The sequence below is a fragment of the Collinsella sp. AM38-1BH genome (genome assembly GCF_003467545.1).
Taxonomy (GTDB): domain Bacteria; phylum Actinomycetota; class Coriobacteriia; order Coriobacteriales; family Coriobacteriaceae; genus Collinsella.
The window spans coordinates 1-25,470 of the sequence record NZ_QSHC01000019.1 but is presented as its reverse complement, the minus strand read 5'-3'; the positions used below and the strand labels follow the sequence as shown (position 1 = coordinate 25,470).

Below are 25,470 nucleotides of genomic sequence, written 5' to 3'. Positions count from 1 at the left end.
TGGCGCGCGGCCCCGTATCCGTCGGCGGCGTGCCCTACTGCTTCGACGCCCGGACGGGGGCCATGCTGACGGGCTACCAGACGGACGCGCAGGGCGTCCGCCGCTACTTCGGCAGCTGCGGCCCCCTTAACGGATGGGGCCTCGTCGACGGCTCCTGGTACTGGTTTGCGAACGGCATCGCCTCGACCGGCTGGCTTTACACCGGCGGCTCCTGGTACTGGCTCGACCCCGACGCGGGCGGCGCCATGGTGACGGGCCTTCACGTGTGCAACGGCTCCGCATACTGGTTCAACTCCTCCGGCGCCATGGCGACCGGGTGGGTCCTCGACGGCGGGACCTGGTACTACGCGACTGGCTCCGGTGCCCTCGCCTCCGGCTGGCTCAACCTAAACGGTACGTGGTACTGGCTCGATCCCTCGACGCACGTCATGGCCACCGGGCTCCATGGGTGCAACGGCTCCATGTACTGGTTCAACGGCTCCGGCTCGATGGCGACCGGATGGGTCCTCGACGGCGGAACCTGGTACTACGCGACGGGCTCCGGCGCGCTGGCCTCCGGCTGGGCATATGTCGGCGGCGCCTGGTACTGGCTCGACCCCTCGACGCACGCTATGGTTACTGGTGTTCAGCAGATCGACGGGGCACAATACTCTTTTGCTAGTAATGGTGCTTGGCTCGGCTAGCAACTCTTCTTTAATTGCTTTTTTCTAATTACATATTGCTCTTAGCTATCCATTTGTAGACTATGTTTATGTAAAAATTGGTTACTACTGGGGGCTGACATGGCAAGGAAAAAGCGAAAAACATTAATCCTAATCATTCTTTCAACTCTACTGCTCGCTGGGCCCGGTGTGGTTGATATCGCGAACGCAGAATCCATAAGCTCCTTCATCCCTACTGATTTTGAGCAGCAATCCGTCTCCTCGACTCTTAATTCTTCCGATTCAATCAATGATGGGTCTGCTCAAGAATCCGTTAAATGGAATCAGGGTTGGAATTCGTTTGACGGTAACTGGTTCTATGTGGATTCAGTTAATCCAGTCTCGCTGCATTCTGGCTGGCTCTATACCAATGGGGCCTGGTACTGGCTCGACCCCTCGACGCATGCCATGGCCATCGGGCTCCATGAGTGCAATGGCTCCGCGTACTGGTTTGACGCCTCCGGCGCGATGGCGACCGGGTGGGTGCTCGACGGCGGCACCTGGTACTACGCGACGGGCTCCGGCGCCCTCGCCTCCGGCTGGCTCAACCTAAACGGTACGTGGTACTGGCTTGACCCCTCGACGCACGCCATGGCTACCGGCTTTCACGAGTGCAACGGCTCACTGTACTGGTTTAATGCGTCCGGCGCGATGGCTACCGGATGGCTCCTCGACGGCGGTACCTGGTACTACGCGACGGGATCCGGCGCGCTGGCGCGCGGCCCCGTATCCGTCGGCGGCGTGCCCTACTGCTTCGACGCCCGGACGGGGGCCATGCTGACGGGCTACCAGACGGACGCGCAGGGCGTCCGCCGCTACTTCGGCAGCTGCGGCCCCCTTAACGGATGGGGCCTCGTCGACGGCTCCTGGTACTGGTTTGCGAACGGCATCGCCTCGACCGGCTGGCTTTACACCGGCGGCTCCTGGTACTGGCTCGACCCCGACGCGGGCGGCGCCATGGTGACGGGCCTTCACGTGTGCAACGACTCAGCGTACTGGTTCAGCGCCTCCGGCGCGATGGCGACCGGATGGGTGCTCGACGGCGGGACCTGGTACTACGCGACGGGCTCCGGTGCCCTCGCCTCCGGATGGCTCAGCCTAAGCGGTGCATGGTACTGGCTCGACCCCTCGACGCATGCCATGACCACGGGCGTTCAAACTATCGGATCATGTGAATACATATTTAATAGTACCGGCAAGATGATGGCTAATTGCTGGTCAAACGGTGATGGGTCTTGGATGTATCATTCGTCATCCAGCGGCGCAATTGACCTTAAAGGCATAATGACCGATTCGGGAATCCAGCTGATTGACGATGACGGTAATGCCAGAACGGGCTGGATTGAGAGTCAGGGTTCTCGATATTATTGTTCTGCTAATGGGGTAATTCTGACTGGATGGCAGCAAATTGCTGGGTCTTGGTATTACTTTAACTCGGATGGTCGAATGGCGACCGGCTGGCTTAACGATGGCGGTAACTGGTACTGGCTAGATTCCGCTTCTGGCATAATGAAAACGGGATGGCTTTCCCGTGGGGACACATGGTATTACCTTGATGCCGCACGTGGGGGAGTAATGTTGAGCAACGGTTGGTATTGGATCGGCTCTACTGACTACAAGTTCAGTTCATCCGGCGCAATGGTTGGCGCTTGGGTCGATGTCCCGTGCTATTCGCAGTACCCGGAACTTCCTACTGGCTGTGAGTCGGTTGCCCTTACAAACTTGCTTAACTACTATGGTTTCGGTTTAGGTAAGACGATTATTGCGGATTACTATTTGCCCAAGGGAAGTAATGGCAATTTTGTTACCGCTTTTGATGGCAATCCAAGGCGTAGCAGCGGGGGTCTCATGGGATGCGTCGCACCTGCGATTACTATTGCTGGTAATAACTTTCTGCGTGCTGCTGGAAGTGGCAAGCAGGCAAAAGACGTCTCTTTCTCGTCAATTTCTTCCATTAAGAACAGGCTGACCTGTGGTCAACCTGTTGAGATGTGGAATACCGAATGGGGAAGTTGGCCAGGAGGCCGTTATGCTGCGCGTTGGTATAACGGGCATTCCTATGGTCTGTGGGGCGGTAATCATGCCGTAGTCCTTAAAGGCTATGATGACGAGCAGGGAATTGTCTATCTTTCGGATTCGATTAACGGCAATGTTACGCGAAATGCCCAAGTGTTCTTCGGCACGTGGCAACAGATGGATAGCCAGGCCGTGGTAATTGAATAGCCATGATGCTAAAAGGGGAGAGCTCGACGAGCTCTCCCCTTTTGCTACATTGTTAATCTAGCTACGCCGTCTTCTTACGTCCAAATAGTTCGTCCCAGTTACTGGCTGCCAAAACTGTTCCGCATACAATTACAACGCAGCAGATTACGGATGCCATGTCGGGAATTGTTCCAAGCAAGATCAGGCCAAAGACCACTGACCATGCCGAATAGGAGATATTCAGAGCCATCGCACGCGCTGCTCCGATTGCCGCAATGCCCTTGTAATAGAACAGATAGGATGCAGTTCCTGCGAGTCCGGCGAGTGCAATAATCAATGTGGGCATGCTTGGGATAGCGCCCAACGTGAAATGCCATGCTCCGAAGAGGGGGAGTACGAGCGCTCCATAAACAAGCGCACTTGTAGTTTCGCGGATTTGCAAAGCTGTTTCGTCATCAACGGCATCATCTTTCATTCCCCATGCGCACAGCACCGCTTCGGATCCCCATCCAATAACGGCAAGCACTGCGCCGAGTAAGCCGAGGGGGGCATTTGCAATCTCGCTCGATCCGGCCGATAGATAGCCCATCGTCATTACACCGCAAAGAGCAACGAGAAGGGAAAGAATCTGGCCTTTGCCCATTTTCTCCTTCAGCAGTACGAAGGAAAGGAATGCTCCGACTGCGGGATAGAAGGCGGAGATGATTGCCGTGTAGGCAGCTCCGATGTTATTAATTGCCAATACGTAGCCGGTCATTCCGATAGGTCCACCGAGTAGGGCGCCGGCGATGACGACCTTGCCCGAACGAGTTTTAAGTGCAGCGAGCGTGTCTTTTAGTCTGCCTCGGACTCCCATGTAGCCAAAGAGCCAAATTGCACAGAAGGCATCATGGAGAAAGGATCCCGCAATGGAGGCGCATGCAAGCGCTTCCGCCGATCCAATATAGGGCGCAAGCGCCAAGCCGATTCCAAGAATTACTGTATCAAGGCCCCAAAGAAGACCGCTAAAAAAGCCGAATTGCATCGTTACTCACCTTTCCGATAGATCTCCAGTGCCTTTTTGAGGTATTTGGCACCGTAATTGAAGTAGATATAGAGCCATTCGCCCACGAAGTCGCCTTCGGCTTCTTTCAGAAGAGACCAGAGGTACCAGCACCATCCTGCAAGGGCAATGTGCGCATAGTTATGCGCAATTTCGTTGTTTGTTGCCTTGCGCCCAAAATATGCATCAAGCGCGCGGTCGACTTCATCTTCGGAAAGCTCGCAGCAGACACTGCATGTTCCAAAATCGTTTGCGTAATCGCTCATGCCAGCATATTCCCAGTCAATGAGATAGTACTTGTCGTTCTCATCGATAAGGAAATTGAGGTAAAAGAAGTCATTGTGGCAAAGGCATTTTGGTGCATTATCGGCCTGTACAAAGTGCTCCAATTCATCGATTTCGGCGGACATTTCCCTGTAGCCTGGAATGTCGATGGGACCTTTTTCCAGAAGAAGTGATTCGTAGCGCTTCGCTTCGAGGTAGAAGTCAAATTCGGTTTCAACATTTGCACCACTCTCGTGAAGCGAACGACACATCTGCATCATTCGATTCATTTGGGCAGGATCATGCGGGTCAGGCTGCTTTGCGTTGGGTACAAACTTCGAAATTTTCCAACCACGCTTTGGGTCCTCATGAATGAACGTGTCGTCAAGGCCGAGCTCCTTGGCCTTTTTAAGTGCGGCTACTTCTCCATTTCTGTTAATAAGCAGTTCGGTCCCGACTCCCGGATGGCGGTAAACGTACTCTCCGTCATTGGTTCTAAAGTGGCACGATAGATTCGTAAGACCTTGTTTAAGGGGATAAACGTCGTGAATCTCTGATTTGGAGCAGCCGAGCACTTGCTCGATGTTATCGAAAATATCGGAGTCAACGTTTTCGATAAAATGCGGATCAAAGGCACGCAGCTCATCAAGAGAATCGAATTCGTTGATCTCGCCCTCAGGATACTTCTTGATCATCATATCGAGCTCCTTGATGTGCTCGATATATAGATCTTCCCAAAGCTTGTCCGTTGTTTCGGGCTTGTCATATTCCGCTTCAAGAATCTGCTTAAACACAAGCGAGAAGGCTTTATCAAAGTAAACATGTCCGAGCATATACCATGCATCGGAACCACCGATCGTAACATTGGTGATTCTATCCATTGCTCCCGTTTGAATGCACCATTCTTTGGTGGCGCCTTCAGCATATTGAGCAGAATAAAATGCTTTCCAAACATATGCCTCAAACGGATTGTTTAGAAGGTAATCATCGCTTGAGCAAATGTAGGTGTTGCCAAGTCGCTCTTTTACGCACATAAGCGATGCGTGGTTATTTTTGGATGCATATTCGTTGTTGACGACAATCGAAACGCCGAACTTGCTTTCAAGATAGAAGAAATACTCTTTTTTATAACCGACAACGACGGTGATATTGCTGATACCCGCGTCTTGCAGCTGCCTAATCTGACGCTCAATGAGGATCTCGCCACGTACTTTTAAAAGGCCTTTGGGCTTTTCATACGAAATGGGAGCAAAGCGGCTCGAAAGCCCCGCAGCCAATATCACTGCGTTTTCAACCTTATAGGGGTGAAGTGCTTCGTAACCGTTGTCGGTTAGGCTGTCCGATTCGAGAAGGCCTTCGTTCGTGAGCTCTCTATTTGCTGCGTTTACTGATCCAAGTGAAAGGCCAGTGCGCTCGGCAACTTCTCGCTGGCTGGCATATGGGTTCTTTAGGTATTCGTATAGAACTGTAAAGTTACGCTTGGTCAGTTCCACTGCAGGCCTCCAATTAAGATGTTCAATGCTTAGGAAAAGAATAGAATGATTGAACGATATGTTCAATTTAATTAATTTATCTACACAGACTGAACAGACAGTAACGAAAATCAATCTTGGAATGTGGACTAAAATAGATAACTGAGATATTTGGGAGGGTCGCTTATGTATCGATTCAAAAAGAAGGCCGCGCTTGTTTGTGCTGTCGCGTCATTAATCACTGCTTGCTGCTCGCCCCTGAGTGCGAATGTCGCGTTTGCACAGGATTCCGTTGAGGCTCAGAGTATTGAGTCAAAAGCGGATTTTTCTTCTGTGGTTTCCGATGATTTGCAACCTGATATTTCTTCCGTCATAAAAGATGGCTGGCAACGAGACGAGTCGTCTGGAGTTTGGTATTACGGAAAAAACGGTAAACACCAAACTGGCTGGCTGCAAAGCGGGGGCTATTGGTATTGGCTTGATCCAGCCAATGATGGTGCAATGCAGACAGGTTATTTCAATGTGACCGATGCTGGCGGATCGACTGCTTCGTTTTATGCGAATGACTGTAATGCCGCAACGCCTTTTGGCGCGCTATATCAAAACTGCTGGCTACGCAACTCAGATGGGAAATGGTTTTATGCCAATGCTGGAGGCGATTTAGCTGCTGGTTGGTTTTACCAAAACGGCACATGGTATTACCTAGATCCTGCCACCCATGTAATGCAGGTTGGTTTTGTCGACCTTGGGACCGGGAAATACTATTTAGATGCCTCTGGTGCTATGAAAACCGGCTGGATTCTCGTTGACGGGAATTGGTACTGGGCTTATTCATCGGGTGCCCTTGCTTCGTCATGGCAGACGATAGGTGGGGCTCGCTATTATTTTGACTCACAGACGTTCATCATGTTCAAGGGTCGTCAAAAGATTGGTGGAAGAACCTACATTTTTGGTGACTATGGCCTCGCAAATGGATGGTACAAAGACGGAGCAGATTGGTATTATTGCTCGAACGGTATTGCGGCCACTGGCTGGAAACTTGTTAACGACACTTGGTATTATCTCGACCCAGCTTCCGACGGCAAAATGTTCGTTGGGTATTTAGACCTTGGTAACGCAGCATATTATTTGAATACCAATGGGGCCATGGCTGTTGGCTGGGCTCAGTCCGAGAACGGCTGATATCTAGCCTCCCAATCTGGCTCACTTATTTCAGGCTGGTGTAAAGAAGGCGCAAGCTGGTATTACCTGGACCCTGTTAGCCATCTCATGAAAACGGGCTTATTCGAGGTGGGCGGCAACGATTGTTTTGCAAACCAGAGCGGTAGGCTTGTGGTTTCAAGCTGGGTTACCGTTAATGATGGCGTTGAGAGATACGCTGATGATAATGGATATCTTTGCAAGGATGTGATTTGCGAAAACGGCACTATCCTAAAAACCGCTGGAACTGATGGCTGGCAGGTTGCGTCCGGCTGGGTTAATCTCGCAAATCTAAGGTTTTACGCTGAGCCCGGAACGGGTGCCATCCATCTTGGATGGCTGCAGATTGACGGCGATTGGTATTGGCTTGATGCCGATTCTGGCGTGATGAAGACCGGATGGGTTTTTACTGGCGGTGCATGGTATTACCTAAACGCTGGCGGAAAAATGGCAACTGGTTGGAAATGCCTGAATGGAACATGGTATTACCTTGAGTCCAATGGAAGCATGCATGTTGGCTGGCGTAAAGATTCGGGTAAGTGGTATTGGTTAGACGGCGGCGGCGCTATGGCGACGGGAGCAAGAACCATCGATGGTGTTCGCCGAGTTTTCTGGAGCGATGGCCAGTGCGACAAAGTTGGCTGGCAAAATCCATCCCAGTATCCTCAGGTCAGTTCTTGGACTGTTCAGCTGCCTAGCTATTGCACCGGATACTTTACCTATGTGACCCCTTCTCGCATTTCTGTCGAAGCAACGCGGGAAGATTGCGTGAACGCCTTTATCCAGCGCGCCAATGAGTATATCGGTACGCAATATATTGAGCCTTGGTCTACCGCTCCCGGTGGAGCTGTTGATTGCTCTGGTTTTGTCTTGCAGTGCCTTTATGCTACTGGCATGGATATGGGTGTTTACAACCCTTATAACCATCGCTGGGATCCAAGCCAAACCTACAATTCCATGAATTGGTATCGAAGCAATATCTTTATGCCCGTTAGCACGAACTCGATTCAGCGCGGCGATGTGATTTATTACCGTGGGCATATCGCTATTGCACTTGGCGGCGGTATGATGATTGACTCTTGGCCTCATCAGGGCGTCGGAATTCATCCCATAAGCGCAAGGGGAAATGTGATCGGCGCAGCCCGTCCATTTATTTAATTGCTTTGCTGTAAGACGGTCGATATCGGTTTGGGGGCCTGAAATGAATGTCCGGATTGAGCATCGAATTTGTTGGCGAGTAATCGGCGTGCTAGTATTTGCCGTCTCGTTCTCACTTTTCACCCCTGCGTTTCCGTGCTTTGCTTATGCCGCGGAAGAGGGGATGGACGGCGGCATCGTGGGGTGCGACTCTACAGACGGGTCGGGTGCCTTTGCCGGTGGCGGTTGCCCTCAAGGGTCCAGCGATTATGCTGGCAAAACATCGGAAGATTCGAACCAACAGGTTGTCGAAAGCCAAGAACCGTCGAGGACAGAAAAGCTATTTGGATGGCAATGGAATGGTTTGTCCTGGTATTACTATCTTGACGGCTGTCGTTTGACCGGAATGCAGATTATTGACGACTCGTTGTACTATTTGGACCCCGCTCGTGACGGTGCAATGAGCTGCGGCTGGATTTTTACTGACAATAAGTGGTATTACGCGAGTCCATCAGGCGCTTTGGTAAGTGGCTGGCAGTTTATTGGAGGTCAATGGTACTGGTTTGACTCCCTTAACAGCTGTTCTATGGCTACTGGTCGACGTGTTATTGATGGGCATCCTTATCTTCTTGGAGCCTATGGGCTGATTAATGGATGGTGTCTTGATAACGGTTTATGGTATTGGGGCAGCAATGGCGAAGTTTTAACAGGCTGGCTTCAAGCTGACAATAGTTGGTATTGGCTTGATCCCGCCAATGATGGCGCCATGTCAAGGGGTATCGTTTCCGTTGGTTCGTCTCGTTACTATTTATCTGATTCCGGTGCAATGGTTGTTGGCTGGGCGTTTGATGGGACGGACTGGTATTACGCTGACGGTTCCGGCGCACTTGCATCGGGCTGGCGTTCGGTGAACGGCGCTTGGTATTGGCTCGATGTCGCAAATAACAATAGGATGGTTACCGGCTTTTTTGCCATCGGATCCAATCGGTATCATTTTTCTTCAACGGGAGCGCTGTCACTCGACTGGTTTATGAGCGATGGAGACTGGTATTACGCTGAGCCTTCTCATGCGTCGGGCATTATAAAGACTGGATGGCTGAAAGACGGTAGTCAATACTATTATCTCGATCCTGCCGCCGACGGTAAAATGCTGCTTGGTCATTTTTCTGTAAATGGGAAAAGCTATTATGCAAAAGCTTCAGGCGCTGTTGCTTGTCGTGAATGGGTAGATGTCCGGAACTCGGTTCAGGATGAGCCATCTAAGGCTTTTGCTGGTTCTGATTGCTCATTGTGTGGAGCATTGCGTAATGGAAAACTGTTTACATCAAACGGCGATGGCGAATTGATCGAAGCTCACGGGTTTGTGATGCTTGGAGGCTGTAAGTTCTATGCTGATCCAACCGATGGTTCCCTCTGCGTTGGATGGAAGAGCGTAAATGGAAAATGGTATTTCTTTGATGAGGCGGGCGGCTATGCAAAATCTGGCTGGCTGTACAAGGATGGTTCTTGGTTCTATTTAGATCCGTCCACTTACGTTATGAAAACCGGTTGGGTTGCCGTTAACGGATCTTGGTATTACCTGAATTCGTCTGGTTTCATGCAGACCGGATGGCTCAATCTGGACGGCACCTGGTATTGGCTTGACGCTAGTGGTGCTATGGCTACTGGCTGGCGCGTTGTGGACGGGTCCTGGAATTACTTTATGGCAAACGGCGCTTGGGTGTCTGATTATATGGATGCTAAGGCCCAAAGTTATTCAAGCAATACAAACTGGCTGATACTCGTCGACACTTCGCGCTGTCTTACAAGCATTTATACGGGGTCTAGGGGGAATTGGTCTTTGAACCGTCGATACGTATGTTCCACCGGCAAAGCTAGTACACCTACGGTGTTGGGGGAGTATCAGGTCTATGGCAAGGGCTATTCCTTTGGCCATGGGTACACTTGCTATTACTACACGCAATTCTATGGCGACTATCTATTCCATTCGTCGCCTTATTACGTTAATAGCAACCGGGTGATGGATCCAACGATGGGCGTTCCGTCGTCTGCTGGATGCGTTCGCCTTGAGATCCAGAACGCAAAATGGATTTACGATAACATCCCTTATGGAACGAAGGTTGTTACGTATTAAAGGAGGAGCAATTTCTGAATCTGATTCATGAGGCTGGGAGGGTTCGAGGAAACCAATTTGCCTGAAGGAGAGGGTGTCCCGACCGACAAGACAGACTAAAAAAGCCCCAGCGTCTATGCTAAGTTCATTGCGAAAGTCTCGCCCCAAGGACATCTTCCTGAATGACATAGCACCAATTGAATTGGGCTAACACCCTTTGCCGCAATACCAAAAGACCTCATCTACTCAACAGTCTTGCTTGAAACAGGATGATAATCTGGATGGAATCGCTTGTCCAAAGTCGTTATTAGGCGTTCATATGTACGGGCCAAGGGATTAATCACCGGATTACCGAATGAGAGAAAGGCTGAGCCGTAATCTAGGATAACGGGTGCTGTGTCCTATTTTTTGGCAAACCTAATGCCGTCAAGCGAATGAATATAGAAATAAGCATATACGAGCACGCCATCGAATTGCTGGCATTCGATACGCTTCTACAATTTACGTGATACAGCATTTATCTTAGAAACGTGAAAGCGCATCGCAAAAAGGGAAAACAGGACAGGCGAAGAACGCGCGCCCCGTCTTCGACAGAAAATTCGGCATCTAAACCATTTGTATTGTTCATAACCACCAGCACCTCATTGCCACGTTCAATGAGTGCGTGCGGCAAACTGTAGGTGAAGTTTTCAATGCCACTTATATGAGGAGGATATAGTGTGGGAAAAAGAACGTAGTGATACCCTATGCTATTTCTCGGACTCCCAAATCTCCCCATCCCCAAAGTCAATTAGAAGGGGTAAATGAGTATGTCGGTCCTCCTCTTTGGGAATGGCACGCCAATCCCCATACATCGTTGTAAGATACTTGTCGGTTAACCTCGGGACAGGATATAGCTTTCCCTCAAATTCCGCATGAGCGAGAGGAAAAATATCATCCACTAGAATAGGATTCATATTTGGCCAAGCAAGAGTTAGGCATTCCTTGCTGACCGTGCCAACGCTGCAATCAGGTATAGAGCGATCGAACTGACGCTGATACTCAAGGGGACCCCTATTGGACGCTTTCTCAATGAAATGTAACGCCTTGCAACCAGCTTTTTCGATAAAGCCAAGGAAGCCTCGATGAGGAACAGTGATATTCCCAGAATGATAAAGGTAAGAACGGCGCTGAGCATTCAAAGCAAGTTTGAGCTGACGAGATCTAAGCTTAGGCTCATCATATAAATAATCGTACGGAAAGACATCAACGAAGATACCCATAGCAGAACCAGAGTCCCTCCCTTCTTGGTTCTCGAAGCGAGTGCCATCCTTATAGACTTTACAGAACATCGCCGCATAGCCAGGAGAATTGCGAGAATCATGGAAGGAATAGCCATCGGGCAATTCAGTAGAAGCAATGCTGCAAAAACGATCGTAATCAGAACGCATCATTCCAATATCAATATCGTCATCCCAAGGTATAAAACCTTTATGGCGCATGGCTCCAAGACAGGTGCCCCCATCAAGCCACCAATTAATTCCGAATTTATCGCAAAGAGAGCCAACTACTTCCAAAATAGAGAGTTCAACAAATTGAAGACGAGTCAGCACACTATCCTCTGTCATAGTAACCTCATACACTAGATAGTAATCGTAAGCAGCTAGTAAAAACTCTTACAACATTATGGAATGGAAAAGTAAAGGGCCTTTCAAGTGGTGAAATAAACCATATACGCCCCACAAGTAGTGCATTAAGGCCACTAGTACCATATATAGGATAATCGGCGAATTAACAATTGCGGTGCACTAAGGATAGACTTTCGACATAAATAGCTATGCGCATAGTGAAGACTGTACATCTATATGCAATTGAGAGCCAACTGTCATCATCGGATTGCGGACGGAATAGATAGGTTTGTTGCGTTTCCGAGAGTAGTCACGCTTTATGTGGAAGGTGTGCCAGAAATCTTCTTACGCTTTAATATAGCGAACGGAAATTTGGCGTTGGATAGCCTTGGCATGTGTAAATTGTTCTGGTCAAGTTTATTATATCTAGAATAAATTAAGTTATTCGAATTTGGATTAAGAGGGAATGTTGAAGGAAAATTCACTTAAGGCAAATATGCTATGGAACTCGATTGGTTCTTTATACTACTCGGGCTGTCAATGGCTTATTACTGTCGTTGTAGCGAGACTGTCTAGCAGCTACGATGCCGCAGGCTTACTTGCGGTGGCAATGTCTGTCTCAAATATCTTTTCACAAATTGGACTTTTCCGAATTAGATCCTATCAGGTTTCCGATATTCATGAGAAGGTATCAGCAGGCGAGTATGTTGGTTTTCGATTAACGACGATTTTTCTTGGATTAATTTTTACGTATATATACATGTATTTCACCTGTTCAAGGGACAGTTATACCGTAATATTCCTTTACCTTGTATTCCGCGCTGGGGATGTTTTCATCGATGTGTTGCATGGAGTTGATCAGCAACATCTCAGAATGGATTATTGCGGTATTTCAATGATAATTCGAGCAACGCTGTTTCTCGCCGCTTTTATCATAGGGCTAGCAAAATTCGATAATCTCAATGTGGCCTTGTTTGCTATGGTTGTGGCTACTTATCCTGTGATTATTTTTGACTATAAGATCGCATCGCAATTTACTGATGTTAGGCCTTCTTTTAATGCCGCGGTTATTAAGCGTCTATTTATGTCATGCCTTCCTGCTGTGGTCGGCATGTCTCTTTGTTCGGTGGTGGTTACATATTCACGTCAATTTCTGGGGGAGTGTTACGGCGCTTCATCATTGGGTATTTATGCAACTGTTTGTACTCCGATTGTAATCATTCAGGCCTGCGCAACCTATGTTTATGCCCCTCTTTTGGGAACTTTTGCTGAGCGATACGAAGCGAAGGACGCGTCGGGGCTTTTTCGACTTGTTTTCAATGTGACTTTATCGATGTGTGTGCTATTTGCTGTTTGTGCGGGCGTTTTCATGCTTTTTGGCAGTCAACTACTCACTATCGTATTTGGGAGTAGGATTGCAGCCAATAGCTATTTAATATATGCGGGTCTTTTTAGTTCTGCGTTTACGGCTCTGGTTGCATTTTTAAGCGATCTTCTAATTAGCGTCCGTGATATGGCCGGTTGTTTTATTGGGAATTGTATTGGGTGCTTCATTTCATTCCCTTTGGCATGGTTTTTGATACCACGAACAGGTTTAAATGGAGCCAGTTATGTAGTCATCATCAGTTACTTCATAGCCTGTAGCATTCTGTTTTCTTTTCTGTCTAAATCTGTCCGTAGTCTTGTCATTGATAATCCAGATAGATAGGCAGCGTATTCGCTGCAGCTTTTCATGGTCTCCGGTATTCGGCGTAGTTCTGAATTCATATTTTGATGCGGACGCGAAATGCTACCAGCAAAACCATATGGTGGACGGTTGAGCAATATGATGATTGAAGGCCCCTGTTCTTATCTATTTAGCAGCGACTGCCTTTGTAGACGGATGGGAGTATAAATACCATGGCTAGTACATACGCGATTTTCTCAGCTCAATATCCTCCTCATATGGGTGGAATTGAGAGTTTTACTCAGAATATGGCGCACGCCCTTGCGGCAAAGGGCGCTTCGGTTATCGTTGTTACCAACGATACCAATTTTGTTGGTTCTGGCATCGAGGATGATTCTGATATTAAAATCCTTCGTCTTTCGTGTTTTCCACTTGTTGATGGACGCTTTCCAATCGCTAAGATCAATAAAGAAAATCTGGATCTTTGGAAATGGCTCGAAGCTCAAGACCTTGACGGCGTTCTGATAAATGCAAGGTTTTACCTTCATTCAATTGCTGGTATTAGATTTGCTCGGCAGAAGGGTCTAAAGCCTGTCGTGCTTGATCATGGGTCGGCTCATCTTTCATTTAGTAATCCAATGCTTGATCCGTTTGTGTGCATGTATGAGCATCTTATTACTGCATGGGGCAAGAGATATAGCCCTGCATATTACGGCGTTTCTCAGAAAAGCATGGAATGGCTTTGGCATTTTGGAATTCAAGCGGAAGGCGTTATTCCAAACGCAATTGACGCAGAAGAATATCGCGAAATGACTTCAGGGCGAGATTTTAGACATGAGCTTAAATTAGGAGAGACTCAATTTATTGTCACCTACATTGGTCGATTCATTCCAGAAAAGGGAATCAAGTCAATAATTGATACTTCGAAAAGCCAACGACTTATTAATCTCGGGGTCCATTTTGTCTTGGCGGGTGATGGGCCAATGTCTTCTGAGGTTGAGCTCGCTCAGGGGGAGTCACTTCACTGGGTGGGACGTCTGTCTGCAGCTGATGTTTCTGCGCTTCTTCAGCAGTCCAATTTACTTTGTCTCCCGACTCGTTCCGAGGGTTTTTCAACAATACTTCTGGAAGCAGCTGCGTGCGGGTGTCCTGCTGTCGTTACTGATGTCGGAGGGGCTCGGGAGCTTATTCCGAGTAGCGAATATGGGACAATTATTCAATCTATGAGTATGGAGTCGGTTGAGCGGGCTATTAATCAAGTTGTGTCAAATCGTTCTTTGTTGAAAGCTCAATCTAAAGCGGTTCGGATGCTTGTCGAATCGAAGCATTCTTGGAGGGATTCTGCTAAATTGCTTTGTTCTGCATTTGCTATTGGCGAATAATTGACCCGGGCGTCCAGATCCCGGGGATTCTATGCTTGTCCAAAAGTAAGCAGTGCATAGCATTCAAGATTTACGCCTTAATGCTATGCACTGCGTCTGTGTTTAGCTATTCATTGCATTGGTTGAGTGATCACAGAATTGCTAGCTTGCAATACGACGTCGCTCTCTATTCATCAACAGCCCTAGTAGTTTTGAGGTATTGGTTAGACCTATAAAGCGTGCGGCGCACCTGCAGATCCGTACCTGTTTTCTGTCGCTGCAACTAAGCAGCCAGCTGCATTTGATGGCTGAGTCTAAAATAACGTTAGCTTCATTTTTACTTAGGGTTCCCGCGTAGCCAAGAAGTACTACATAGAGATAGGCCGCAAAAGCATTCGATGCTGCCTTATTGGTTTTAGATATCATTTCTGTGTTAATGGCTTCGCAATGCTGGTGGAGTATGCCTAAAAGGTCCTTGACGATTTTTGCATCAAGCGGTTTTACACTTTGCGACACGGCGGAATTGCGTCGCCAAACATAAAAAGGGGAGTTATAGAGTTTGACAGACTTAATTTGATACAATAATCTCAAAGACCAGTCACAGTCTTCATTCCTCTTGCCCTCTAAAAAAATAGATTGTTGTCAACAATCAACTGTCTTTTGACTGTTTTGCTCCATACAGCAGAGCAATATAAGCCCGATTCTATTAACGAGCTTATTGAAGTTGCGAAATCCGAAGAGTTTTGATAAGTATCAATATTATTCGGATTTGAATCAACTATAAGCTCATTCCGGCTCTCCCAATATGAACAAGTGGGATAAATTACAACGTCGGGTTCGTTATCATTGCTAATGAGCTGGTAGAGATCAGATATGGCATTCGAGAATCTCCAATAGTCATCGTTGTCGGTGAATGTAACATATTTCCCCTTTGCCGCTCTAAGTCCTGTGTTTCTAGCAGCAGAAGTTCCGCCGTTTTGTGCCCGCTGGATAAATTTAACTCTTGCATTACTGTTGGCAAAATCTCGACAGATATCCGGGGAATTGTCAGTTGACTGATCATCGACAAGAAGAATTTCAAAATCTTTAAAAGACTGGTTTAAAAGAGAATTGACGCATTCAGACAAGTACTGGGTGGAATTATATACAGGGATAATAATTGAAAGGAACATTCGATTTCTCCTATTAACTATGGTCTACGATTTTGCATTTTACAACAGCCGTGAAAGACGCACTCAAGTGTAGTTGTTTGCCAATTTGACTACATCATCTAATAATTGGCCTTGATTCGCATCAATTGATTTATTAGATTCAGTAGTCAATCTGTACGTTGCGTTTCAACTGTATTGATCCAAATCTCAGTAGTCTCTATATATAAATTCTATTTAAGATTATAATATCCAAGCCTATACTCTGAATATTAACTTCCATTAGTAAACTTCTGTTAAGGATTGTTATGAATAATAGCCCTAGCGTTTTGGTCATAATTCCAGCTTATAACGAAGAGGCTAATATACTTCACACGGTTCAGTCAGTTATGCAATTTGGCTATGACTACCTTGTGGTTAATGACGGCTCTACGGATAAGACTCTCCAGATATGTGAAGAGAACCACCTTAATGTGCTTGATTTGCCACAGAATCTTGGTATTGGCGGTGCAGTCCAGGCTGGGCATAAATACGCTCGACAGTTTGGCTATGATATCGATGTTCAAGTGGATGGCGATGGCCAACACGACCCCAACTACATCGGCGCTCTTATTGAAAAGATTCAATCCGGCTCCGATATTGTTGTTGGGTCTAGGTTTTTAATACCGACGACCGGTTTTCAGTCCTCTTTTTTAAGGCGAATTGGCATAACCTGGTTTTCAAATGTAATCAGGTTGGTTTCTCGACGGAGAATTACAGACCCGACTTCAGGTTTTAGGGCTTGTAATAAAAAGGCCATTGAGCTTTTCTGTAATAAGTATCCTTCTGACTATCCTGAGCCTGATTCTATTGTTTATGCGCTCGCTCAGGGCTTAGATGTAACAGAGGTTTCAGTTGTTATGAAGGAACGACAGGGCGGCACTTCTTCTATTTCTGGTTTTTCCAGCGTTTACTATATGATCAAGGTTACGTTAGCTATTTTTATATCCGCCTACTCAAAATAGGAGTTGATAATGTCTGTATCAATACGGATCGCCATAGTATTCGCTTGCTTGTTATTGGCTCTTTATGTCATTCGTCTCGTGTCGACCGATAAACTTCAATTACGCTACTCCCTTTTATGGCTAGCTTTGGTCGTTACCCTTTTATTATGTAGTATTTTCCCTGTGCCGATTTATTTCCTTTCTTCCTTTTTTGGCTTTGTAACGTCTGCCAATTTTATTTTTGTCGCTGGTTTTATTTTCGTAATTTTAATCTTGCTGTCTCTATCTGTGACCGTTAGTAGGCAAGCGCTTGCGATTAAAAATCTGACACAAAAAATAGCATTGCTCGAAAAGAATAGCAGTTCCAGCTAGTTTTGGTATCTGCGTAGGGGATTAGGGATTGTCTCTATATGCAGTATGGATGGACATCTTCGAAGTCGAGATGCCGCAAATTTAACTATTGTTTTTAGATGACAGTCTCCCGTTCGCTTTTTAAGACTTATTTCAGCGACTTCTATTTCGCAATAAGATTTTGGTTTCAAAGGATTTCCATGACAAGTTTTGTAAGATTTAAGACTGCATTCATTGTGTTCGCCGTTTTTTTTGCATTCTATTCAGTCTATTGGTATCTAAATAATCCGAGATTACTTACACTGTTTACAATTACGATTTCGTTGATTCTAATTCTTGGCCTTTGTGCTGCATATGCAAAGGAATACTATCGTCTTAAAAGTGAATGGGTATTTTTGGCGCTGCTTATAGCGTTTCTAATTATTTTTGTCTTTATCTTTCCTCCGTTTACGGTTCCGGATGAAGGCCATCATTTTTTTTCATCTTATTGGTTGGTTGATAATCTTCCATATAATGCACATGTTACAAATAATGGTGGCTTCCTAGTACGGGATATCGATCTTTCCCTTTATAAGAATCGCCAGAGTAACGCCATTGACTCCTCTTCATTTGATTCGATTATTCAGAATTTTACTCTGTTTGAGAATGGGAAGTGGACTCCGTTCAATGAGTTCTCATTTAGCGTCGGTAGTGAGAATGTTACTGCGAAAATAGGATCTATCGTTGGTCTGCAAATCGGTCTGTTTTTCGGACTTGGTGCCTATCCTGTGTTCTATATGGGGCGCATTGGTTCGGCTCTGGTTTTTTGCTTTTGTGCGTTCCAGGCATACAGGATTGCACCTAAGGGCAAATCGATTATTGTTTTTGTTTCGCTGCTGCCTATGACGCTTCACTTGGCTGCTTCATACTCTTATGATTCAGGAATTATTGCGTACTCGCTTTTAGTATTCGCTTGTCTAATGCGCGGTTTTTTTGGAGAGCAGAAATCAATAGGTTGTAAAGAAATCGTCATCTATTTAATTATTTCGGCGTTTTTGGCTCCGTGTAAGGTTATTTATTCTGGGCTGATATTACTTGGTTTGCTTGTGCCCCTTTCGCAGTTCCAAGATGTGAAAGTCGGACGTATCGGTAAGTGCACACTAATCTTTGCTGTTATAGCCTCCGTTCTAGTGCTGCGCCTAGCATCAATGAGCACATTGGTATCTCAGTCTTCAGATGTCTCTCGTGGCCAAGAGATTGGGCGGTTTTATACGCTCAGTGACATCATCATGCATCCAAAGAATAGCTTCCAGGTCTTTTTTAGGACATTAGATTCCCTAGGAGATTTTTATTGGGAATCCACCTTAGGGTATTCGCTTGGATGGCTCCAAAAAAACTTGCAGTTTCCAACCTTTTTTATGATTCCTTATTTGTTGTTTGGGTTTATTTGTTGTTTGGATTCCGAAGATGAGCCCTCTTTTCTCAGCCCCATTTGTTCCATTCTGTTTATTATCGCTTTTGCTTTGGCTGCCCTTGGTTCCATTGTATCTATGTGGTTGGGCTGGACGTTCAATTACGAGAATGTAATACAGGGTGTTCAAGGACGATATTTTCTTCCTGTTCTACCAGCTTTGTTGTTTGGGTCGAGAACGCGCTTGTTTAAATTCAACTCATCTTCGCTTTCTGTCGTCTCTTTTGGCATGTGCGTGATGAATTGTTTATATCTTATTCGTTTTATTAGTATTGCATCCTGTGTGTAGGCCTTTGCGTAATGCTCTCGGGTTTTTCTTCTATCTAACTGTTTAGATAACAGGCGATGATTCGGACGCCGCAGGGTCCCCGAAAGCTATGCTTTTACAAGCCAAGCAGAGACTTTGACCGAGCGCTAGGTTGGCATGCGAGAGGCCAACATGAGGCCGTGCCGCGGGGCGGACCGCAGGTAGCAAAACGGCACCGGAGCCCATGTCGGGCCCGGTGCCCAAGCGCGATATCGACGGCGCAGTTTCGCGATATTCAACAGCGCCCAAATGAGTAAATACTCATTATCTATAAATGATAGTAACGATTCGCGGGTTCCCCGACGGTGAAGTTTGGATTCATATAAGGATCGCCTTCGACGTAATACTTAGCCCATCGATAGTTCATGTATGCGACCTCTTTGTGGAAGCGAATCTGCTTCTCCGTATTGTTTTCAACTCCTCTAGAAATCGACTCGTAGTGATAGAGCTCGACTTCGGGTGTGTATACAATCAGGTCGTTGATCTCGCGTAGCTTTAAGCAAAAGTCAACATCATTAAATGCAACTTGAAGCTCTTCCGTGAAACCCCCGACTTTCTCATATTCGCTACGCTTGGTCATTATGCAAGCTGCAGTGACGGCGCTGAAGTCTTGTTGTGCATCGTTGAGTGCAAAGTATCCCCAGTTATCCCTTGGCATGCTTTGGCAAAGATGCCCTGCCACGCCGCCAGTGACGCATAAGCCCGCGTGCTGAATGGTGTTGTCGGGATAGTAGAGTTTTGCACCAACTGCGCCAACATCCTCACGTGCGCAGATGCCAAGCATGGTTTCTATCCAATTGGGCGTAATTACCTCTGTATCGTTATTCAACAGTAAGAGATAGTTTCCTTTGGCGTGAGCAACGCCAAAGTTCATGAGCTTGGAGAAATTGAATTCGTGTTCCCAAGTTACAAGACGAACGATATCGGGATATTTTGCTTGCAACTTATCGTAATAATCGAACGTCGCCTTTTCTGTGCTGTTGTTTTCGATTATGACAAGCTCGAAATTGTCGTACGTTGATTTCTCAACAATTGACTTAATGCAGTTGTCCAGAATGTCGGCGTGGTCTTTAGTCGGAATGATAATCGACACGAGCGGATGGGAATCTGGCACGGCGTAGGTTACTTTATATGTAAAGGGGCGACGTGCCTGTTCGACCGTTGCGTTGAGCCCAAGCCTGTCCAAATGACTCTGGACCGCTTTGATACCTGCGATAGTGGCATACGGCTTGCTATCGGCATTTGCTGCGGTGGAGGTCTCGCTTAGGCGCCAGTGATATAGAACCTTTGCAACATGATGAACTTTCCTTGCCTTTTCCACGGCGCGGAGAGTCAGATTATGATCCTGTGCTCCATCGAACTCTTTCGTGTTCGGTTCTAGAGTGTCAAGCAGAGACTTACGGATGGTAAGCATATGGCAGATATAGTTATTGTTTCTGAGCAGATCGATATTGAAATCCGGCTTAAAGAACGGCTGCGCTAGCTTTCCATCGGGCATGAGTTTATCTTCATCACAATAAAGAAGATCGACGTCATTATTGTTTTCAATTGCCTCGGCATATGAGAACAGCAAGTCCGGTTCAAGAATGTCGTCATGGTCAAAGAAACAGACGAAATCACCCGAAGCGATGGCAACGCCGGCGTTTGTATTTTCGGAAATGCCCTTATTCTCGGTAAGGTTAATTGATTTAATTTTGTTGTCGTGGGCCGTCTCCTGCTCAACGCGAGCCTTTAATTCCTGATTGTCAGGACTCGCATTAACTAGGATGAGCTCCCAGTTTGCATAAGACTGGTTTTTTACAGATTCGGCCATATCGTTAAAGAATGAAATGGGCGTGTTGTAAAGAGGGACAATGATGCTGAACTTCGGAGCGCAGTCGAAGACGATTTTTCTCTGCTTCTCCAAAGCGCCGATGGTGGCCTTATGCTCCGTGAACCATTCGGGGTATTCAGGATCGAACTGCGCATGGGTAAAGAGGAAGTTGGTCTCCTCAAGAAGCAAGCCTAATTTATCGGGCGTTAAGCAGTCAAACGCACTGAATGATGGGTGATTTTGATCGTCAATAACAAAGTAGTAACGATCGAACGCCTTTGGCATGCGAATCGAGAGCTGCGTTTCAAGTTGCTTTTTCTCGGACGTAAATCCAACGCTTGTTACATTCGACCCGAAATTGACGATGCTCAAATCAACTTCATTGAGGGCTCGATCGAGGCAACGCAGTTTGATTTTGGAGTCGTTACGATAAGGTGTTCTCACCGTGCACCTAAGGATATAGTCGCTTGAATCTTCGATGCACTGCCAAAAATCAATCGTTGCCATGTCAAACTCTGAAACGTCATCGTAGTTTCGGAGTTTGCTGCACATGTCAGGTTTAATTTTGTAGTTAAGGCGCGACTCCCATTTGATGTTCTTGCAATTTAGCGAAAGGGAGTCGCTGCTCAGGGTGCGACCGTCTTGGCCGATTTCGCTAAACTCAATTTTGATGGCGCGAGCATCGGGATCGGGGATTACAAGGACGTATGAGTTCGAATCACAGCTATTGTCCCGGAATTTTAGGAGGGATAAAGGCAAGCAGCGGTTATCGTCTGTAGCCGCCTGGGCTCTTACGCTGGAGCCTTTATGGATGCCTTCAATCTTAAGCTGCTGGTAGATTTTCCAGTTTCCTCTGCATACTCCGGTTGTTTCGACTCGCATTGTTTGCCTTTCGTTTGTTGGACACTGCTCATTGTACTTTTTCATTTGTTGCCTCGCTAGAAATGCAGAAAGAGTTGCGTGTTTCTGCTGTCCGATTTAAATAAGAAGACGGGGAGGTTGCTGCCGGTGCGTATAATTTAATTAACTATGCATCTGTAATCAGCGGCTTTTGCTCAACGATTGTCAATCGAGAGGATTTTTATGAAAGGCATCATCCTCGCCGGCGGGTCCGGCACGCGCCTGTACCCGCTCACGCTCGTGACCTCCAAGCAGCTGCTGCCGGTCTACGACAAGCCCATGATCTACTACCCGCTTAGCACCCTCATGCTGGCGGGCATCCGGGACATCCTGGTCATCTCCACGCCGACCGATCTGCCCAACTTCGAGCGCCTTCTCGGGGACGGCTCGCGCTACGGCGTGAACCTGTCCTACGCCGAGCAGCCGAGCCCCGACGGCCTGGCCCAGGCCTTCACCATCGGCGAGGACTTCATCGCCGGCGAGCCGTGCGCCCTGGTGCTCGGCGACAACATCTTCTACGGCAACGGCCTGTCGCGCCACCTGACGCGCGCCGTCCAGAACGCCGAGTCGGGCCGCGCCACGGTCTTCGGCTACCACGTGGACGACCCCGAGCGCTTCGGCGTCGTGGAGTTCGATGGGGAGGGCCGTGCCGTCTCCATCGAGGAGAAGCCCGCCGAGCCCAAGAGCTCCTACGCCGTCACCGGCCTGTACTTCTACCCGGGCGACGTGGCCGCCAAGGCGCATGGGGTCCAGCCCTCCGAGCGCGGCGAGCTGGAGATCACCGACCTCAACCGGATGTACCTGGAGGAGGGGACGCTCTCCGTCGTGACCCTCGGCCGCGGCTACGCGTGGCTCGACACCGGCACCATGGAGAGCCTCCACGAGGCCGCGGAGTTCGTCCGCGCCGTGGAGCACTCGCAGGACCTGCCGGTGTCCGTGCCCGAGGAGATCGCCTGGGAGAACGGCTGGATCACGACAGCCGAGCTCGAGGAGGCGGCCAAGGCCTACGGCAAGTCGGTCTACGGCCAGCACCTGAAGAAGGTCGCCGCCGGCGAGATTGTCAACAGCCCGCGCGAGTACTAGCGTCTTCTTGCTTTCTTTTAGGGGCCACCGTTATCTGGTGGCCCCTTTCGTTATGATTACGGTGACCATATAGCCAATATGATTGGGAGTGGATGTGTTAAGCGTCTACTTTGGCGATATGCCAGAAGCGATTTACAACACAGCGACATATTTCAAAAACTCTTACCGGTCTTCTTGGATCACGGACCCCTATGCGGTTTCGATAATTAAGGATGTCGACCGATCGGACGTTGTCTCCGAAAACGTCATCGAAAGCCCTGTGCTTGGGCCTATTTCGCCGCTCCAGCTTTCTGGTGGCGTGAAAACGTTGTTGCTTATGAAGTTCGATCGTAAGCATATTTTTAATGCTTCAACCTGTGGCGATAACTGTGCTAAGTGGATTCTCGACATGGCGAAAGACCGCAAACTCGTTATCAACCTCTATCATGTGATGGACTTTGGTCGCGAGGACTTCAAAATCAAAGTCGTGAACAGCGGCAACATCGCTCATAACATGGCTGAATTAATCCACGAGTCGATTCCGTACCTGTAGGTGCTGCTTATGAACGGTTCGCATCTCGTTAAGATTTCCCGCCGTAGGGGAACCAAGTATACATTCACTATTAAGCGGAATATCACTATCGTGCGCGGTAATAGCGGTACCGGCAAGACGACGCTGTTTGACATGGTCGCGGACTATATGCGTATGGGTGAGCAGTCGGGCGTTTCTCTGCAATGCGATTGTCCTTGCGTTGCCTTGACTGATTATGACTGGAGAAATCAGCTTTCGTCCGTTCATGATTCGATTGTATTTGTCGACGAGGGCTTAAAAGAGATTCATTCCGATGTTTTTGTTCATCATGTATTGTATTCCTCGAACTACTTCGTGCTGATCTCAAGGGCTGACTTCCCCAATCTTCCGTATAGCGTGGATGAGATATACAAGATTAAGACGAGCGGAAAATACCATTCTTTCGTCCCTGTTTATCAAGATCGCGGGAATCACCGTTACGCTATTTCCCGGTCAGCGCCAAAGCAGGACTTTTCCATCCTTCTATGCGAGGACAGTAAGTCTGGTTTTCAGTTCTTTGAACGGCATTTCGCTGGCCGTGAGCTTAATTGTGCTTCGGCTATGACGAACAGCGCGATTTTGGGGTGGTTGGATCAGCATCTCGATGATCGCGTGTTTGTTGTTGCGGACGGAGCGGCATTTGGGTGCCATGCGGACCGCGTCCTTAAGCTGCAAGACATTCATCGCGATACTGTTACGGTTTGTCTTCCCGAGTCATTCGAGTGGCTTCTGCTGAGCTCTGGCGTAATTTCAAGGTTAGATGTTAAGGCGGTTTTGGAAACCCCAGAAGCCTTTGTAAACAGTGAGAAGTTTAAAAGCTGGGAAGACTTCTTCTATAAGTACTTACGCGATAAAACTGGGAATTCGGTCTTCCGGTACGACAAAGACTGCATTCCGGAGGCGTTTTGTAGGGGAAGTAATTCTGCGAAGGTCATGGCTCTTATCGCATGCCGAAATGTCCGATAGTTTTGTTGAATAGTGCCGCGGCGTCACTTCCTGCGGCATACTAAAGAAGCTGTACTTGCTTCAGATTGGATTTTCATGTCTGAGATTTTTGAACCTAAGAACATCATCGTCACGGGCGGCTGCGGCTTCATCGGCAGCAACTTCGTGCACTACGTCGTGAACAACCACCCGGGCGTCCACGTCACCGTCCTGGACAAGCTGACCTACGCCGGCAACCCCGAGAACATCGCGGGGCTGCCCGAGGACAGGGTCGAGCTCGTCGTCGGTGACATCTGCGACGCGGAGCTGCTCGATAGGATCGTCCCCGGCCACGACGCGATCGTGCACTACGCCGCCGAGAGCCACAACGACAACTCCATCGCCGACCCGGAGCCCTTCCTGCGCACCAACGTCGAGGGCACCTTCCGCCTCCTGGAGGCCGTCCGCAAGCACGGCATCCGCTACCACCACGTCTCCACCGACGAGGTCTACGGCGACCTGGCGCTCGACGACCCCGCCAAGTTCACCGAGGAGACGCCGTACCACCCGTCCTCGCCGTACTCGAGCACCAAGGCGAGCTCCGACATGCTCGTGCGCGCCTGGACCCGCACCTATGGCCTGCGCACCACGATCTCCAACTGCTCCAACAACTACGGCCCCTACCAGCACGTGGAGAAGTTCATCCCCAGGCAGATCACCAACATAATCGACGGCGTGCGCCCCAAGCTCTACGGCCGCGGCGAGAACGTCCGCGACTGGATCCACACCGAGGACCACTCCTCGGCCGTCTGGGACATCCTCACGAAGGGCGAGATGGGGGAGACCTACCTCATCGGAGCCGACGGCGAGAAGAACAACATCACGGTCCTGCGCATGATCCTCGAGGCCATGGGCCGCGACCCCGAGGACTTCGACTGGGTCGCCGACCGCCCCGGCCACGACCGCCGCTACGCCATCGATAGCACGAAGCTCCAGCGCGAGCTGGGCTGGAGGCCGGCCCACACCGACTTCGCCGAGGGGCTCAAGCGGACCATCGACTGGTACGTCGCCAACGAGTCCTGGTGGCGCCCCGCCAAGGAGGCCACCGAGGCCCGCTACCGCGCACAGGGCCAGTAAGACTGCATTCCGGCGAACCGCACCGCGGGGCGCCCGCGCGGGGCCGCAGGGCATGGGGA

Annotated in this window: 18 protein-coding genes and 1 pseudogene; 14 read left to right on the top strand and 5 right to left on the bottom strand. The window is 48.5% G+C overall.

Annotation, left to right across the window (positions count from 1 at the left end; genetic code table 11):
* Both DW870_RS09415 and DW870_RS08405 read left to right on the top strand, forming a co-directional pair.
* A pseudogene (locus tag DW870_RS09415) lies at positions 1-683 on the top strand (N-acetylmuramoyl-L-alanine amidase family protein); the annotation flags it as partial.
* A gap of 99 nt (positions 684-782) precedes the next feature.
* Positions 783-2,924 (top strand): C39 family peptidase, encoded by a 2,142-nt coding sequence (locus DW870_RS08405; protein WP_117877449.1) that lies wholly within the window; start codon positions 783-785, stop codon positions 2,922-2,924.
* Between the two features lie 61 nt (positions 2,925-2,985).
* Here the strand turns inward: DW870_RS08405 and DW870_RS08400 are convergent, their stop codons facing one another.
* The gene (locus DW870_RS08400; protein ID WP_117655878.1) at positions 2,986-3,927 is read right to left on the bottom strand and encodes a DMT family transporter; all 942 of its coding nucleotides are present in this window, start codon (positions 3,925-3,927) and stop codon (positions 2,986-2,988) included.
* Positions 3,928-3,929: 2 nt separating this feature from the next.
* A complete protein-coding gene (locus DW870_RS08395; RefSeq protein ID WP_199573644.1) occupies positions 3,930-5,702 on the bottom strand; it encodes a phosphotransferase in 1,773 nt (590 codons plus the stop codon).
* A gap of 165 nt (positions 5,703-5,867) precedes the next feature.
* Here DW870_RS08395 and DW870_RS08390 point away from each other — a divergent pair, with 165 nt between their 5' ends.
* The 3 genes from DW870_RS08390 (at position 5,868) to DW870_RS08380 (ending at position 10,152) form a co-directional block, all read left to right on the top strand.
* Entirely contained in the window at positions 5,868-6,863 is a 996-nt protein-coding gene (locus DW870_RS08390) for an N-acetylmuramoyl-L-alanine amidase family protein (protein WP_117877447.1), read from the top strand.
* A gap of 108 nt (positions 6,864-6,971) precedes the next feature.
* Positions 6,972-8,039 carry a C40 family peptidase gene (locus DW870_RS08385; RefSeq protein WP_158565188.1) on the top strand — a complete coding sequence of 356 codons (1,068 nt, stop codon included), beginning with the start codon at positions 6,972-6,974 and terminating at the stop codon, positions 8,037-8,039.
* 43 nt (positions 8,040-8,082) lie between these two features.
* The gene (locus tag DW870_RS08380) at positions 8,083-10,152 is read left to right on the top strand and encodes a L,D-transpeptidase family protein (RefSeq protein ID WP_117877443.1); all 2,070 of its coding nucleotides are present in this window, start codon (positions 8,083-8,085) and stop codon (positions 10,150-10,152) included.
* A 728-nt stretch (positions 10,153-10,880) separates the two neighbouring features.
* Here DW870_RS08380 and DW870_RS08375 read toward each other — a convergent pair.
* Complete coding sequence (locus DW870_RS08375) at positions 10,881-11,738, bottom strand: phosphorylcholine transferase LicD (RefSeq protein WP_117877441.1); 858 nt, start codon at positions 11,736-11,738, stop codon at positions 10,881-10,883.
* Positions 11,739-12,204: 466 nt separating this feature from the next.
* Between DW870_RS08375 and DW870_RS08370 the strand changes: the two genes are divergently transcribed.
* Both DW870_RS08370 and DW870_RS08365 read left to right on the top strand, forming a co-directional pair.
* Positions 12,205-13,446 (top strand): polysaccharide biosynthesis C-terminal domain-containing protein, encoded by a 1,242-nt coding sequence (locus DW870_RS08370; protein ID WP_117877439.1) that lies wholly within the window; start codon positions 12,205-12,207, stop codon positions 13,444-13,446.
* Positions 13,447-13,637: 191 nt separating this feature from the next.
* The gene (locus DW870_RS08365) at positions 13,638-14,786 is read left to right on the top strand and encodes a glycosyltransferase family 4 protein (RefSeq protein ID WP_117877437.1); all 1,149 of its coding nucleotides are present in this window, start codon (positions 13,638-13,640) and stop codon (positions 14,784-14,786) included.
* Positions 14,787-15,388: 602 nt separating this feature from the next.
* Here DW870_RS08365 and DW870_RS08360 read toward each other — a convergent pair.
* On the bottom strand, positions 15,389-15,937 hold the full coding sequence (locus DW870_RS08360) for a glycosyltransferase family 2 protein (RefSeq protein ID WP_117877435.1): 549 nt from the start codon (positions 15,935-15,937) through the stop codon (positions 15,389-15,391).
* Between the two features lie 284 nt (positions 15,938-16,221).
* On the opposite strand from DW870_RS08360, the gene DW870_RS08355 reads away from it, so the two are divergent.
* The 3 genes from DW870_RS08355 to DW870_RS08345 all read left to right on the top strand — a co-directional run bounded on the left by DW870_RS08355 (position 16,222) and on the right by DW870_RS08345 (position 18,986).
* Positions 16,222-16,917 carry a glycosyltransferase family 2 protein gene (locus DW870_RS08355; protein ID WP_117877433.1) on the top strand — a complete coding sequence of 232 codons (696 nt, stop codon included), beginning with the start codon at positions 16,222-16,224 and terminating at the stop codon, positions 16,915-16,917.
* A 9-nt stretch (positions 16,918-16,926) separates the two neighbouring features.
* Positions 16,927-17,268, top strand: a complete 342-nt coding sequence (locus DW870_RS08350) for a DUF2304 domain-containing protein (protein WP_117877431.1) — start codon at positions 16,927-16,929, stop codon at positions 17,266-17,268.
* A gap of 179 nt (positions 17,269-17,447) precedes the next feature.
* Positions 17,448-18,986 (top strand): DUF2142 domain-containing protein, encoded by a 1,539-nt coding sequence (locus DW870_RS08345; protein WP_158565187.1) that lies wholly within the window; start codon positions 17,448-17,450, stop codon positions 18,984-18,986.
* Between the two features lie 286 nt (positions 18,987-19,272).
* Here the strand turns inward: DW870_RS08345 and DW870_RS08340 are convergent, their stop codons facing one another.
* The gene (locus DW870_RS08340; RefSeq protein ID WP_117877427.1) at positions 19,273-21,744 is read right to left on the bottom strand and encodes a glycosyltransferase; all 2,472 of its coding nucleotides are present in this window, start codon (positions 21,742-21,744) and stop codon (positions 19,273-19,275) included.
* Positions 21,745-21,900: 156 nt separating this feature from the next.
* On the opposite strand from DW870_RS08340, the gene rfbA reads away from it, so the two are divergent.
* The 4 genes from rfbA (at position 21,901) to rfbB (ending at position 25,411) form a co-directional block, all read left to right on the top strand.
* Complete coding sequence (gene rfbA / locus DW870_RS08335; RefSeq protein WP_117877425.1) at positions 21,901-22,800, top strand: glucose-1-phosphate thymidylyltransferase RfbA; 900 nt, start codon at positions 21,901-21,903, stop codon at positions 22,798-22,800.
* Positions 22,801-22,894: 94 nt separating this feature from the next.
* The gene (locus tag DW870_RS08330; protein ID WP_117877423.1) at positions 22,895-23,332 is read left to right on the top strand and encodes a DUF4869 domain-containing protein; all 438 of its coding nucleotides are present in this window, start codon (positions 22,895-22,897) and stop codon (positions 23,330-23,332) included.
* A gap of 9 nt (positions 23,333-23,341) precedes the next feature.
* On the top strand, positions 23,342-24,316 hold the full coding sequence (locus DW870_RS08325; RefSeq protein WP_117877421.1) for a hypothetical protein: 975 nt from the start codon (positions 23,342-23,344) through the stop codon (positions 24,314-24,316).
* Positions 24,317-24,391: 75 nt separating this feature from the next.
* A complete protein-coding gene (gene rfbB / locus DW870_RS08320; RefSeq protein WP_117877419.1) occupies positions 24,392-25,411 on the top strand; it encodes a dTDP-glucose 4,6-dehydratase in 1,020 nt (339 codons plus the stop codon).
* Positions 25,412-25,470 lie beyond the last annotated feature (59 nt).